Source organism: Desulfocucumis palustris (assembly GCF_002933875.1).
Classification (GTDB): Bacteria; Bacillota; Desulfotomaculia; order Desulfotomaculales; family Desulfocucumaceae; genus Desulfocucumis; species Desulfocucumis palustris.
Genome location: NZ_BFAV01000150.1, coordinates 33207 through 47724, shown reverse-complemented (window position 1 = coordinate 47724; position 14518 = coordinate 33207). Strand labels below are relative to the sequence as shown.

The following is a 14518-nucleotide window of genomic DNA, read 5'->3' as shown; positions in this document are numbered from 1 at the left end:
TTCGGCTGCCTCTCATACCCGGCCGCTCCCGTGGAACATGCCGGGCAAAAAACCGCCTCTATGGGCGGTTTTTTTAACAACAAAGGGCAGTGGAAAATTAACCAATTAACCCCAATTTTTTGGCCAGTCCGGCAACTCTTTCATTTTCAATGCTGTAAATAACCAGCACAATATCGTTTACTTCCAATTTTAATTTAATATAATCATTATTTACATGATCAAAGCCCATATAATACTGCAGATTGGTATAATTATCCCTTTTGGTATGGATAACCAAATCCCCGTTGGCATTGAGGCTATACTCAAAGTAGTAAAGTTTACAATTATAATTGTTTTTAAATTCAATCTTCTGTGCATCGGTCAGAGTTTGCAATTGAACGCCATTAATATATTCTTTAATTGTTTCAATTATAGCCTGCATTAGTTACCCCCCCAACATAAAAATCCTTATTATTATATGTAATAACTAAAAATTAATCAAGTGCGACAGGGGACGGTTCTTTGCTGTCGCATTTCCTGTGTTTTGCCGCTCATTTATGGGGATGACGGCCGGGCTGTTGATTCATTTGCAGGAATGGGTCCCGCCAAGGCTCAGGGCCTGGCCGGTATTTATGGGCCAGTTTCACGGCTCATTTTTTTCAGCGCGTACACTGCCTTGCCTTTCCGTTGCCACCACATACAGGGAGCTGAATATTACAAATAGACCACCTGTTACCTGCATCCCGGTCAACCGTTCAGAAAACAGCAGAGCTGAAAATGCAATTGTGACCAGTGGTTCAATCATACTTAATATTGACGCTTTTGTTGAGCCAATTATCTCTATACCCCGGAAAAAAGTAATAATGGCCAGGATAGTTGAAAATAGAGCAATTCCCATAATGGACATCCAGGCTTCCGGGGAAAGATTAAAATTAATGCCGGAGGCGGATAGTCCCATTATTAAAAATGACATTGAAGCAAATAGAGTGACAAAAGCGCTTGTTACCATGACCGGCAACTGTTTTACCACCCGGTTGCCCAATACTATGTAGGCGGAGTAAACCAATGCCGCGCCAAAGGCTAATATTGCCCCGGCAGGATTAATACTGTTGAAGGCGGTGCCCAACACCATGGTAAGTCCTATGGATGCAATGACAATGGAAACAAAAACATGTTTTGTCAACATCTCTTTAACAGCCAGGGATGAAAGCAGGGCCACAAATACCGGATAAGTATAAAATAACAGCACTGCCAGGGAAGCGGGTATTAATTTCACGGCTAAAAAATAAAAATTCGACTGGAGTGTATATAAAATGCCTCCAAGAATAAATAAATATAATATTTGCCTTTTGGTTAATATTATTTTTGTATTTGTCTTCAGAATATATAAAAAGAAGAACACCGTGGCAATTATAAAACGCAGGAAAAGCAGCGTGGTAACATTTGCCCCGCCTTTATAGGCATATATGGCAAAAACCGGTATTAATCCGAAACCCACGGCAGACAAAAAAATAAGACCGGAACCCCGGTAAAATTGATTCAAGGAGCTTCACCCGATTCTTGACTGATATGCCTATTTTATAACAACTGACTATAAATATAAAGAGCCGATAAATGGATGAAAAATATCCCTTCCGGGTCAGCAGCCGGTCATCCCCGGCGCGCCCGGGACCGGGAGTACCGCGGGATACTTTAAAATTGAATGGGGCGGCAGGCTGCCGGACGCAATAATGTGGCAGGCGATAACTCCAAGGTATAAAACCGCCACGCAGCGTAGTGCCCATTTAGCTGCCGCAGGAGTTTTCCCGGATAAAAAGTAAAGGAATACCAGCATCAGGAGTGTCCAGCCATTCTTAATTATAAAGGATACCCAGAAAGGCTGGGCCATGATAATGGCCATGAGCGGGTTTGCTTCCCCTCCGCCCCGGGATAAATACAGGGAAGTTAACAGATGGTCCAAAACACAGCTTACCATAATAATGGCATAGGGCATAAACATCACCGCTTTTATGGTAATGATAGATGCCGTTATTTAACATCATCCCCGCTGATGATTTAAATAGATGATTTTTAAAAATCATACCCTGGCGGGAACCGGGCAAATGATTTTGATTATAATGACCTTGTCCGGCATGATAAATTATTGAAATTAAAACACTATTATTGACATGGGCAAAGGAATTAAGACTCTGCAGCGGGAGTCCGGCGGGTGGAGCATGGTTTCGTAAGGGCGTATTTTCAACGGGCTGACAGCACATATTTTTAGCTTGAAGACAAATAATAGTAAAAAATATACGAGGTGAAATTGGAAATGGTGCAAATAGGAAATCCTTTTGTTGCAAATGTACCCAAACAATTGTCTGCGGAAGAGCTGGTCCAGGCCCTGCGTGTGGATTTGGCGGGGGAACTGGAGGCTATAATCGGATATGAAGCACATGCGATGGCCACAACGGACGAGAGGGTGAAAAAAGTTCTCTACCATATCGCCGATGAGGAGAGGCAGCATGTCGGCGAATTGCAACAATTAATTTATCTTTTGAATCCAAATGAGCAAAATCATGTGGAAAAAGGCAAGCAAGAAATTATAGAGCAGCAATCCCGGGGTTTTCAGCCGCCGATGCAGTGAATTACCGGCGCCCTGCCCACAAGGATATCAAGCAATTAGCTCACCGGAATTAAAAGCAACGAACCGCCTTCAGGCGGTTTGTTGCTTTTAATTCCGGTGATGCGGATTACTCTTTCCGGCTGGCATGGCGGAGGGGAAATCATTGTTCTTTTTTTTTATACCTGGTAAATATTAACAGACAACTTTGGCCTCTGCCCAGATACGGTTAAATATGTTATAATCTGTATATACGGCACCATGGAAGGACTGACAAAATATGCATCCCCATAATCTTTATGGTATAAAAAAGCAGCTTGTTAATTGGGGTTATCCGCAGCGCCTGGTTAATAAAATGAAACCGGTGAGGATCCTGAAATGCTACCAAAAAGAAAGGGAGCTTCAGGATTACCAAACTTTCAAGGAAAAGGAATATTATTTGCTCCAACTGCTAAAAAACCGGGCAGAGAGGAGCCCCACCCTTTGCTCTCGCTTCGCGGGTAAGGAAGGCTAAAATTGTGGGGACTTCAACGACGGGTATTAATATATTGATGCGGTCTTCGATAACCTTTTGGAAGACCGCGTTTTTTTCTAAAAGGCAAAATCCGCCATGACGTTAAGGAGCTTTGTCTCCGGGCGAAAGCCGACAAAATATATATTTTTAGCAAAACCCTAAAGGGGAAAAGTAACCAGCCTAGAATTTATAATTACCAAAATTCATTTTACAGGAAAGTTTAAGTCTGGAAAATATATGGTATATGCCCTGGTTGTTTTAATGATAATATCGATTTTAGTCATATGCGTCGCCTGGCTGGAACGGGCGGCTCCCGGGCAAGGGGCGGCGAGGCACGGAGGGATGATTTTACTTTATCCGGTTTAAGGCCATGAAAAAAGGAGGAGATTTAATGAGCTTTGATTTGCTTAATTTTTATGAAGAAATCAAGAAGGACGGCATTATGTTCTGCTATAGCGGCCCTATTTCACAATCCACCGTTGAAGGGATTGGTGAAACGCTTCGTATTAACATGAAATTGGAGGATGCGGGTATAACAACGGCCAACACGGTTTTTTCCATATTTGTTGAGCAAATGCATAATATATTAAATTATTCCGCAGAAAGGATAGGGCAGGACAGCGAGTCAAGACAGCAGCTCAGCCTTGGAGTATTGGTAATCGGGCGTGAAGAAAAGGACTTTTATGTTTTTTGCGGCAACCGGTTGCTAAATGAAGATGTGCCGAAGCTCAGAGAAAGAATTGAATCTATACGCTTCCTGGACAAGGATGAACTTAAAGCGATTTATAAACAGAAGCGCAGGGAGAGTTCTGATTCGGACAGCAAAGGGGCCGGTTTGGGCCTGATTGAAATGGCAAGAAAGGCAGAAAAGCCAATTGAATATGAATTCAGGCCATTAAATGAGATATATACATTTTTCAGCATTAAAGTTGTGGTTTAGGGGGGGTTGTTAAGTGGAAAAATTAATCATAGAGAAAACAAAATCATCGCCTTATATATTTTTTAATCCAGAGGAGCGCCTGCTGAAAATATATGGAGAATCTTTTCCCGAAAATGCGGCAAAGTTTTATGCTCCGGTATTAGACTGGGTAAAAGACTATCTTGAGCAGTTGGATGGGCAGGAGGTCAATGTTGAAATGGAAATTATCTATTTCAACAGCAGCACCTCAAAGGTCTTTATGAATTTTTTTCAAATGCTTGATGATGCGGCGGCAGAGGGAAACAAGATAACTATCAATTGGCGCTGCCACGAGGAGAATGAGGCAGCCATAGAATGTGGCGAGGAGTTCATGGAGGATTTGGAAAACGTACCCTTTAACATCATGGTCTTTAAAGGAGAATAATGGGTTTTGAACCGTTGCTGGGGGAGGACGGACAAATGCCCGGAGATGCTTATCCGGGCAGGGGATCACACTTAACAAATCTCGCCGGTTCCAATATCCGGTACGTTTTGCAGGCCTGCCATTCATGAATTCAGATACATCAGCCCATCAATAGCCCTTTACCTGGCTACGAACCTGGCTCCTTTTTTCAGCTTTTTGTTAATGGCCACGGGAATGCCTAAAAGTATATATCCCAGCCAGAGGGATATAAAAACCTTAAAGGCCATATGGTAAACAGACAACCAGGCATACAGGGGGAAAAGCGGATACCACAGTGCGTGCAGAAGGCCGCTCAGGGCAAATACGCCCGTGGTGGCCCAAAAAGGTCTATTGTCTCCTCCCAGGAAATTGTAAAGCGGCAATGTGAGCCGCTTACGGGTGGCGGGCCTTCTGCACGCCCACCAGAACTCGTAAGCGTCAAGCCAGCGTCTTTCTTCCAGCAGTCTTTGGATCCTCCGGCGGCGGCGCCCGGGGGGGATTTCCCGGGCTAAATAATCCCTGGCCGTCCGGGGCCAGGCGCTTAGATGGGGGTCGTAGCCGGGACATAGTCTACTTATCCAAAGCCTCAGGAACATTGGGAGACAGATCACCGGCAAATCCGCCAGCCTGTCAAGGAAAGGCAGCCTGACGGGAGTCAGTTCAATAAGGAGGGCAATCGAAGGGAACATTGAAAGATATTCAAGAATCGCCGCGTAAATCTCTCCGGCGGCCGGGGCGGGAGGACGACCTGGGACTGTGCGGGACATTTCGCTGCCTGCTGAATTTCCGCGACTTTCGCAGGTGTGCATGCACATGCAACTCCTTTTCACTGCGGCAGCCCCAGGCTGTCTAGCCCCAGTAACCCCAGTCCGAGTACAGCCAGCTTCGGGGCACAGCATGCTTCAGGTTAAGGTAAATCAATAAAGTGCGTGACATTATATGCCCGTACCTCCAGATTATCCCCCGGCGGAGCCGGCGGTGGTCGGTATTGTAGACCAGGAGGCCGGGTTCCCATCGAAAATTGTAATTCGCCCTGGCCAGACGGAAGACAAGGTCGGTATCCTCATTGCAGGAAAGGTTTATATCAAAACCGCCTATGTCCATAAAGACCTGCCGGCGCACAATCATGTTGGAGGCCGAGGCGGCCGGAATTCCCATTCTGGAAAACGCCACCTGGCCAAGGTAAAAGAGGTAATAGTACAGGTGCTTCTTGCCGGCGCTCAGCTTGGGACCGTATACGAGATCTCCTTTCAGGCTGTCTTTAAGTTTATGAAAATATTCAGGTGCGAATTGAATGTCGGCATCCGTAAAAAGCACCCAGTCGCTGCCGGCCAGTTCGGCCCCGCACTGCCGCTTGGCTGCCACTCCCGCGGACATTGTAATGATTCGCGTGTTTTGGGACCGGAGGGACCTGATAACAGCCTGGGTGCTGTCTGTGCTGTCGTCGAGAACAATGAGGGGGATGTCCGCAGGCAGCGAAGCGAGAAAACCCGGTATATTTTTTTCCTCGTTCTTGGTAGGCAAAACCACGGTAACATTTGCCGGAAAACCTGTCAATGCGCCAGCCTCCCCGGGAACAGTTTTAAAATATATATATCGGGAAAATGTCAAGACAGTATTATATTTTGAATAAATAATCATTAAAAAAGCATTGACTTGACAATGCTTCTAACTTGATATAACCAGGGCTGGCACCGGCTGTTACCAGTCCGTAAGGTATTGTTCCAGGCAGTTATTGGTTGTGAATTTTAAAAGTTTTAGCACTTCTCCCCTGGGAACCGGTTTGCTCATATAATATCCCTGGATAATGTCACATTTATATAAATTCAGGAAATTATATTGTTCCTCTCTTTCCACCCCCTCGGCGATGACCTTAAGGCCGATGTTGTGGGCAAGCTCAACTATAGTCGCGGTAATTCTTCCGTCCCTGTCTGAATTCAGCATGTTATCCACAAAAATCTTGTCTATTTTAACATAATCAATGGGTAAATTCTGAAGATAGTTTAAGGATGAATAGCCTGAGCCAAAATCATCCAGGTAAATATTGATTCCCAGCTTTTTAATTTCCTCAAGTTTTTTCTTGTTTGAAGCAAATGATTCCATCATTACTGTTTCAGTTATTTCAAGCCCTATGAAGCCGGGGTCGACACCCGCCTCAATTATACTATTCCACACGTTGCCCACAAAATCACTCTGCATAATATGAACCGGGGATATATTCACCGATATTTTTATATCTTTATCCGCTATTGCATTAATCTCCCTGGCAAAGGTAAAGGCATTTTTCATAACCCATTTTTCAATATCCACTATCATCCCTGTTTCCTCGGCGGCTTTGATAATATCCAGGGGCGCCCCCTGGTCAATGGAGGGGGAGTCCCATCTCAACAGGGCTTCCATGCCGTATATACTTTTATCCGGCGTATTGTATTGCGGTTGATAATATAGCGTAAATTGGTCGGCCTTTAATGCCTGTCGCATTTCATTTTCCAAATTTACCTTTAGTATTATTTCCGCATGCATGCTTTCATCAAACACCTGATAACAGTTTTTCCCCTTCTCCTTGGCCTTGTACATGGCCATATCCGCCTTTTTAAGAATTTCTTCAGCGGTGGATCCGTGCAAAGGGAAAAGGGCGACCCCAATGCTTGCTGTCAGGTTAAAACTTTTTGAGTCCGTTGCCAACGGTTCCTTAAAGATTTTTACCAGTTTATCGGCTACCTCCACAACAGTATCCATGGAGGTTATTCCGTTTATAAAAATAATAAACTCGTCCCCGCCAATGCGGGCCGTATAATTTTCATAATCAACCGTGTTGTTAAATCTCCTTGCGACCTCAATAAGGACTTTATCGCCAACGGTATGACCCATAGTATCATTGATTTTTTTGAAATTGTCCAGGTCTATGTATATAACCGCTCCGCTTGTGTTGATGTTTTCTTCGATAGCCTGTTTTAGTTTTTTAATTAATCTTTCTCTATTTGAAAGGCCTGTCAGGGAATCGTAATAGGCAAGATGTTTTATTCTTTCCTCACTTGCCTTTAATATCCTTTGGGATTGTTCCATTTCATTTAGATTGCACTTCAGTATTTCCTGGGTATTGGCCAATTCACTGTTTAATTCTTTAAGCGCTTTATCACGTTTTCTAATGCTGTCAATCATACTATTAAAGCTATTGGAAAGGCTGTTTATCTCATCATATGCTTTTATATTTGAGCGAACACCGTAGTCTCCATTTTGTGCCAGTTTCATTAAAGATACAAGCTTTTTTAGGGGCGCTATTGCCTTAAGGGTCAAAAAGTATGCGCCGACACAAAAGATAAATAAACAAGCGATGCCTGTGCTAAGTACAGGGAAAAATGCCTTAAACAGGTTATCATTAATTTCTGCTCTGCTTATGGCTGTTACAAGAATCATGCCATTTCTCCTAATGGTGTCAAACTTAAGGTGATATTGCAGGTTCTTAATGGTGTAGTCCAGCTCACCGTTATATTTTGAGTTTAACAGGTTCTGAAAATCCGCGCCAAAAATACGTTCTCCTATCATGTAGTCATCCTTATTGGCAATGACGGTTCCATTTCTGCTAAGGAGCATAACAAAGCCGTTCTCCCCTATTTGGGAATTGCTTATGACATTGCTAATGGTGTTTACATCAAAGTCTATGGCCAGCACCCCGGCAATATCGCCGGATGGAGTTGTGAATTGTCTTGCCGCGGTAATTATAATTCTTTGTGTCATATAGTCTAAATAAGGCTCTGACCAAACCACCGCCCCCTTTGCTTGCAGTGCCTGGATGTACCACTCTTTTTTCCTGGGGTCATAGCCCGGGGGGATTTGCATCCATGGTCCCATGTATACTTGGCCATCCTTCAGGCATATTTGCATCACCCTGCTGTTGGGCACGGTTTTTTGAAATCTCTCCAGCAGGGAATTTAATGATTGCTTATCTATCGCGGAATTAATTAATTTTAACTCCCCGGTTTCAGCAAGTATATTGAGAACCTTTTCGGTACTTTCAAATTGGTTTTGGAATGAAAGCAGGGTGTGCTTGAGTACCAGGGCAGATTCTTTATGGTATTTTTCCTCCAGATTTGCCATGGTGTTTATATATGTTAAGTAACTGAAGATAAAAATAGTTACCATGCCAAGTCCAAATATTAACGCGGTTGCTATAAATTTAATGCTGTTTAACCTCAAGATGATACCCCCTGCGGAAGGAACAACGGCTATTGATTCTTTTGCAAAAAGTGTTCATTGACGAATTCTTCTCCCAGAATATTGGCTATATTCCTTACGCCGTTATATATAGATTTGTCCGTGGCAACATATTTTTCAATGTTGCTGTCAAAATATTTGATGGCCTGGGGATCCTTTTCATGTATTAAAAGCATCGCTGTTATAAATTTTTCTTTAAGTGTATTGTCAAGATCGGCTCTTGCCACAATTGGAGACCCGGGAATGTCATCTGATTTCCATACGGCAATAAACTCTTCATTGCCAATTTTGGCATAATCCATTACTCTTCTTAGATTCATGTCGGCCACGGCGCCCGCATCCACTTTCTTGTTTAAAACATCCATCACCACTGAGTCATGGGAACCGGAGTATATTGTTTTACTGAAATATTGGTTAACATCTATATCCCTGCTTTTAAACAGGGCGGAGGGAATGATAAAGCCCGATGTTGACCCGGGGTCCACAAAGGCAAATTTTTTCCCTTTTAAATCCTCGATGGTCCTGATGCCGGCGTCCTTTCGTGCAATGATTAAAGAATGGTAACTTGTGCCGGTGTCCTTTCTGGCCGCAAAAAGCAGGGGTTCCAGATCTATTTGCTTTTCCGCCGTAACATAGGAAAAGGGACCCAAAAAGCCGATATCTACTTTATTCTGATTCATTGACTCAATCAACCCGAAATAATTATCAGGCACCGTAACTGTCACTGGAATTCCAATTTCTTTTTCCAGGTAAGCCCTGACGGGCTCAAAGTTATTCAACATTCTTTCAGGTTCCCTGGCCGGAATTATGCCAATGGATATTTTTTCAGGCGACCCGCTGCAACCCCATAGCAGTAACATAATAGAAAGCAAAAATATTAAAATATATTTATTCCTCATGTACATGCCCTCCTAACAGAGCTTTATCTCGCTAACAGGCTGTAAAGCCCGAACCCTAAAGGGAAAGTTCAGCTAACGAAATCAGAGATTTCGAGCTTTACTTTTAAGTTCGCCACAAGTATTTCGTAGGGGGATAACCCCCTTTGAACCCTTGGCTCACTTATATTTCAACATCCGAAGAGACAATTTCTGTGAATATACTACCATTTTAACTGACATACATCTACATATTTAACCATTATTTAACATCAAGGCTTAAAATGTTTCATTTTTCCGAAATTTTTTTATATAAATAGAAAATGCCTATCTTTATGACGGTGTAGCTTGCAGGACTTTCATTGGCTTTTGCCAATTCCACCTTATCCTGTGAATAAATGTCTTGAATGGAGAGCCGCAATACTCGCGGGACCGCTTGAAATCTGCATAACCCGACAAAATATAACCACAAAATACAAATATTATTAATTTATGTGAAAATTTGAGAGGAAATATTTTTTTTTTGTGTAAGTTATTATGTATTATTATTTTATAGAGGTGACTTAAATTGTCTGAAGCAAACTGGGAAGAATATGTAATTATGGCTAAAACAGCTAAAAATCTTTTGGGTAATGAAGCAGCAATTGCATTAAGTGACCGTGAAAAATATTACTATTATGAGCCTGGAGTTAGCCTTGATCATAAAGCAAAGGCCGGTGATCCGATTAAAACAGGAACTATAACACATCAGGTATTACAAACCGGCAAAAGGGTAACGGCAAAAGTACCGCTGGAAAAGTCACAATATGGAGTGGCATACATGGCGATGATAGCACCAATAATTGCTCCGGACGGAGAAGTAATAGGCACGCTTGGCGCATTTCAACCAACCTCTATCCAGGATGATTTAAGGGAAGATTCGGATAAATTGGAAAACTCCCTTGAAATGATTAGTCAGACCGTTTCAAATTTATCAGCCGGTTCCCAGCAATTAGCGGCGACTGCAACTAATCTATCCGGACAAACCAATGTTATTAGCGAAAACGTTAAGAAAACAGATATTATATTGAATCTGATTAAAGGCATTGCCAGCCAAACCCACCTGCTGGGATTAAACGCGGCCATTGAAGCCGCCAGAGCGGGGGATCAGGGAAGGGGCTTTAATGTTGTGGCGGAAGAAATACGCAAGCTTGCCAATAGCACTACAAATTCAGTGAAGGAAATTGCCGACACGCTTTCGTTGGTTACTATTTCGGTTAGTGAATTAAGTGAGCAAATTTATCAAATTGCTGCTGTGTCTGAAGAACAGTCAGCCTCGGTGGAGGAGATTTCATCTTCTGTAAACGACATTTTAAATATGTCAAAAGAGCTCAGCCTATTGGCGGAAAGGATATACAGCTAAAAAATGCCGCCGGTTTCCCCGCTCAATAAAGCATTAAGAGCATAAAATAATTGAAACAAATATTTGCTATAAAACAATGTTAATGGAGAGGCGGGCATCTTCTCTATTTTTTTTGAATTTTTTTTTCAGTCAAGTTCATCAAGATAAAGCGCAGGTGTATGTTTGTGTTTATTGCCGATTTTCATATCCATTCCAAATATTCAAGAGCGACCAGCCGCGAATGCGTGCCCGAGATTCTTGATCTGTGGGCGCGGCGAAAGGGTCTTGGCCTGATTGGCACGGGGGATTTCAGCCATCCCGCCTGGCGCCGGGAGCTCAGGGAGAAGCTCATCCCGTCTGAAGAAGGGCTTTATACGCTAAAAGATGATTTTCGCAAAGAGGACGATGTGATGGGTGCCGGTTTTAAGCCCCGGTTCATTGTTTCCGGCGAAATCAGTTCCATATACAAGAAAAACGGAAAAGTAAGAAAGGTCCACAACCTGCTCCTTCTTCCAAGTCTGGAACACGCCGAAGCCCTGTCGCACCGGCTCGAGGCCATAGGTAATCTGCATTCCGACGGCAGGCCGATCCTGGGCCTTGACAGCCGCGACCTTCTGGAGATCACCCTGGACGTATGCGCTGACGCCATATTTATTCCCGCTCATATATGGACCCCCCACTTCTCCCTGTTTGGCGCCTATTCCGGTTTTGACGATATCCGCGAGTGCTTCGGGGATTTAACGGATTATATCCATGCGCTGGAAACGGGGCTTTCTTCGGATCCGCCCATGAACTGGCGCCTTTCCGCGCTGGACAGGTTCACGCTGGTCTCGAATTCCGACGCCCACTCCCCGGGGAATCTGGGGAGGGAAGCCAACCTGTTCGATACCTCCCTTTCTTATCCGCACATAGCTCTGGCGCTTCAGGACCGGGATGCCGGGGGGTTTTATGGCACAATCGAATTTTTTCCAGAGGAAGGAAAATACCACTATGACGGGCACAGAAACTGCAAAGTGTGCTTAAAACCGGCGGATACCAATACCGCCTCGGGCATATGCCCCGTGTGCGGCGGCAGGCTCACGGTGGGAGTGTTGCACCGGGTGGAAGCGCTGGCGGACAGAGCCGAGGGGTTCGTTTCCCCGGCGGCAAAACACTTTGAAAGCCTCGTCCCCCTTCATGAGGTAATCGCCGCGTCAACCGGGCTCACCGCCGCAAGCGTGAAGGTCAGGAGAAAATACAACGAGCTAATGCGTGAGCTTGGACCGGAGTTCTTTATTCTTCGCCAGGCGCCTCTTGGCGACATCGAGCTTAAGGCGGGTCCCCTTGTGGCGGAGGGTATCCGCAGGCTGAGGCTCGGCAAAGTGGAAATAAAGCCCGGATACGACGGAGAATATGGAAAAATAAAGATTTTGGACAAAAGCGAAATCGGGCTGTTTTCCGGTCAGCTATGCCTTTTTAACGAAAAAAAGGATAAGGAGCAATTGATGCCCAAAGACGCCGGGGATAAAAAAGATCCGCTTGGTAAAGCCGTTCCCGGGCCGGTTTTGACGGATGCCCGCCCGCAGGAAAAAGATCTAAAAGCGGCCCCAAGGTTTTCTCCGGAAATTCCCCACGGGTTAAACAGGGAACAGCGGGAAGCAGTTTGCGCCGCCGCCCCGGCCGTTGCGGTAATTGCCGGCCCGGGAACGGGCAAAACAAAGACCCTTGTAAGCCGCGTCGCCCATCTCGTTGAAAACTGTGGCGTATCCCCCTCGGGGATAACTGCCGTCACCTTTACCAACAAGGCGGCGGGAGAGATGCGTGAGCGCCTGGCCAAGCACTTCGGGAACAGGCGGACCGTGAAAGCCATGAACATAGGCACCTTCCACTCCGTATGTCTGCAGATTTTATCAAGGCAGAACGGAAAAGAGAACATCACGGTGATCGACGAATATGACGCGCTGCCCATGGTCGGGGACATTTTAAAAAGCCTTGGTTTGAAAAATTCCCCCCGGGATGTTTTGAGAGGGATATCCCTTATAAAAAGCGGCGCCTGGCCCGGGGAGGCAAAAACGGATATGCCTTCAGGGGTGTATGAGCTGTACTGCGCGCAGCTTGAGCGATACGGCGTTTTGGATTACGACGATATTCTCCTGAATGTGCTCAGGCCGCTTGAGCGCGGGGATGCGGGCCGCATGGAGGATAAAAGCCTTCGGGACTCCTGGTCCCATCTACTGGTGGATGAGTTTCAGGATATAAATATGGTTCAATACCGCCTGATCAGGGAGTGGAGCAGAAACAGCGCAAGCATTTTTGTGATCGGGGACCCGGACCAATCCATTTATGGCTTCAGGGGAGCGGAGCCCCGCTGCTTTGAACGGTTTTTCAAGGATTTCCCCTGTGCCCGGCAGATCCGGCTGATCCAGAATTACCGCTCGACACCCGAGATCATCCGCTGCGCCCTGTCAGTCATCTCCAGGAAAACCGCCGGAGGGTCTGAGCCCGCTCTTGAGGCAAAGAGGGAGAGCGGTGTAAAGGCGCGCCTCCTGGAAGCGGAGGACGAGTTTGGGGAAGCGCGGTTTGTGGCCAGGGAGATCAGCCGCATGGTTGGCGGCATCGACATGCTGGATGCGCATTCCCCGTCGAAAAAAGCCGGCCCGAAAAGGCCCGCTTCAGGGTGCCAGCGGGGCTTTTCCGACATCGCCGTTTTGTATCGCACCAATCGCCAGTCGGAAATTTTGGAACAGTGCCTTTTGAAAGAGGGCATTCCGTATGTGGTCGCCGGCCGGGGCGAGTTTCTCGCCGAGCCGCAGATCCGCCGGGCGGTGGCCTTTTTCCGGTTTTTGCTCAACCCGCGGGCTCTTGTTTCCCTGCGGCTGTGCCTGAAGGCGTCGGTCAGCTGTCCCGCGGAGCTTGTGCGGGAAATTATCGAGAGTTACGCCGGGTCCGGGAAAAACGCAGCCGACCTTGCCGGTATCCTGGAAGGGCTTTTGCCGTCACATGACTCGGATAGCCTCCGAAAATTTATCGAGCTGCTTCGGAAATATGAGCCCCTGGTGTCCGGAGAAAGGCCGCAAAAGCTGATCGAATCCTGGATCAGCGACAACGCCCTGGGTGAATTAAAGTGCATGGAACTGTTTTTGCACACGGCTGTTTTGCACGAAAGCATGCCTTCCCTCCTGCAAAATCTCCTGCTCGGGCGCGAAAGCGACGTGACGCGAAGCGGCGGACGTAAGTACCGCCGGGACGCGGTTTCGCTCATGACCCTGCACGGAGCCAAGGGCCTTGAATTTCCCGCCGTATTCCTGTGTGGCGTAAAGGATGGTATGATTCCTCTCAAAAACAGCAGGGATGATAACAATCCTGAAGAGGAAAGACGACTTTTTTATGTCGGCCTGACAAGGGCGCGGGATGAACTCATCCTTTTGACATCCCGGCCCCGCTCTCCCTTTCTATCGGACATGTCCGAAGAGTGCCTTGTGACAGAAGACGCTCTTGCACGCAGACAGGCGCCTGCGGTTGAGCAGTTCAGGCTTTTTGACGTATAGTGGACATGTTATAATGTTGCCAAGAGTGCCGCCGGATGAGACACTATTTGCGAAGGAAATTGAA

The 14518-nt window shown here is 45.8% G+C and carries 12 protein-coding genes; 5 read left to right on the top strand and 7 right to left on the bottom strand.

What is annotated here, in order from left to right; all coding sequences use genetic code 11:
* Positions 1–97 precede the first annotated feature (97 nt).
* The 3 genes from DCCM_RS13530 to DCCM_RS13520 form a co-directional block, all read right to left on the bottom strand.
* On the bottom strand, positions 98–421 hold the full coding sequence (locus DCCM_RS13530) for a DUF3909 family protein (protein WP_104372916.1): 324 nt from the start codon (positions 419–421) through the stop codon (positions 98–100).
* A gap of 201 nt (positions 422–622) precedes the next feature.
* Positions 623–1522 (bottom strand): DMT family transporter, encoded by a 900-nt coding sequence (locus DCCM_RS13525; protein ID WP_104372915.1) that lies wholly within the window; start codon positions 1520–1522, stop codon positions 623–625.
* Positions 1523–1618: 96 nt separating this feature from the next.
* A complete protein-coding gene (locus tag DCCM_RS13520) occupies positions 1619–1972 on the bottom strand; it encodes a DUF5658 family protein (protein WP_104372914.1) in 354 nt (117 codons plus the stop codon).
* Positions 1973–2290: 318 nt separating this feature from the next.
* On the opposite strand from DCCM_RS13520, the gene DCCM_RS13515 reads away from it, so the two are divergent.
* The 3 genes from DCCM_RS13515 to DCCM_RS13500 all read left to right on the top strand — a co-directional run bounded on the left by DCCM_RS13515 (position 2291) and on the right by DCCM_RS13500 (position 4438).
* Complete coding sequence (locus tag DCCM_RS13515; protein ID WP_104372913.1) at positions 2291–2605, top strand: demethoxyubiquinone hydroxylase family protein; 315 nt, start codon at positions 2291–2293, stop codon at positions 2603–2605.
* 881 nt (positions 2606–3486) lie between these two features.
* Positions 3487–4035 carry a SiaB family protein kinase gene (locus DCCM_RS13505; RefSeq protein ID WP_104372911.1) on the top strand — a complete coding sequence of 183 codons (549 nt, stop codon included), beginning with the start codon at positions 3487–3489 and terminating at the stop codon, positions 4033–4035.
* A gap of 13 nt (positions 4036–4048) precedes the next feature.
* Complete coding sequence (locus DCCM_RS13500) at positions 4049–4438, top strand: DUF1987 domain-containing protein (protein WP_104372910.1); 390 nt, start codon at positions 4049–4051, stop codon at positions 4436–4438.
* Positions 4439–4596: 158 nt separating this feature from the next.
* On the opposite strand, the gene DCCM_RS13495 is transcribed toward DCCM_RS13500, so the two are convergent.
* The 4 genes from DCCM_RS13495 to phnD all read right to left on the bottom strand — a co-directional run bounded on the left by DCCM_RS13495 (position 4597) and on the right by phnD (position 9570).
* Positions 4597–5223, bottom strand: a complete 627-nt coding sequence (locus DCCM_RS13495) for a hypothetical protein (RefSeq protein WP_128739153.1) — start codon at positions 5221–5223, stop codon at positions 4597–4599.
* An 82-nt stretch (positions 5224–5305) separates the two neighbouring features.
* Positions 5306–6013 carry a glycosyltransferase family 2 protein gene (locus tag DCCM_RS13490; protein ID WP_165792162.1) on the bottom strand — a complete coding sequence of 236 codons (708 nt, stop codon included), beginning with the start codon at positions 6011–6013 and terminating at the stop codon, positions 5306–5308.
* A 144-nt stretch (positions 6014–6157) separates the two neighbouring features.
* Complete coding sequence (locus DCCM_RS13485; protein ID WP_104372907.1) at positions 6158–8653, bottom strand: bifunctional diguanylate cyclase/phosphodiesterase; 2496 nt, start codon at positions 8651–8653, stop codon at positions 6158–6160.
* A gap of 29 nt (positions 8654–8682) precedes the next feature.
* A complete protein-coding gene (gene phnD, locus DCCM_RS13480) occupies positions 8683–9570 on the bottom strand; it encodes a phosphonate ABC transporter substrate-binding protein (protein ID WP_165792161.1) in 888 nt (295 codons plus the stop codon).
* Positions 9571–10114: 544 nt separating this feature from the next.
* Between phnD and DCCM_RS19520 the strand changes: the two genes are divergently transcribed.
* Positions 10115–10948, top strand: coding sequence for a methyl-accepting chemotaxis protein (locus DCCM_RS19520; protein WP_104372905.1), 834 nt, complete (start codon positions 10115–10117; stop codon positions 10946–10948).
* 158 nt (positions 10949–11106) lie between these two features.
* The gene (locus DCCM_RS13470; RefSeq protein ID WP_373855467.1) at positions 11107–14454 is read left to right on the top strand and encodes a UvrD-helicase domain-containing protein; all 3348 of its coding nucleotides are present in this window, start codon (positions 11107–11109) and stop codon (positions 14452–14454) included.
* Positions 14455–14518 lie beyond the last annotated feature (64 nt).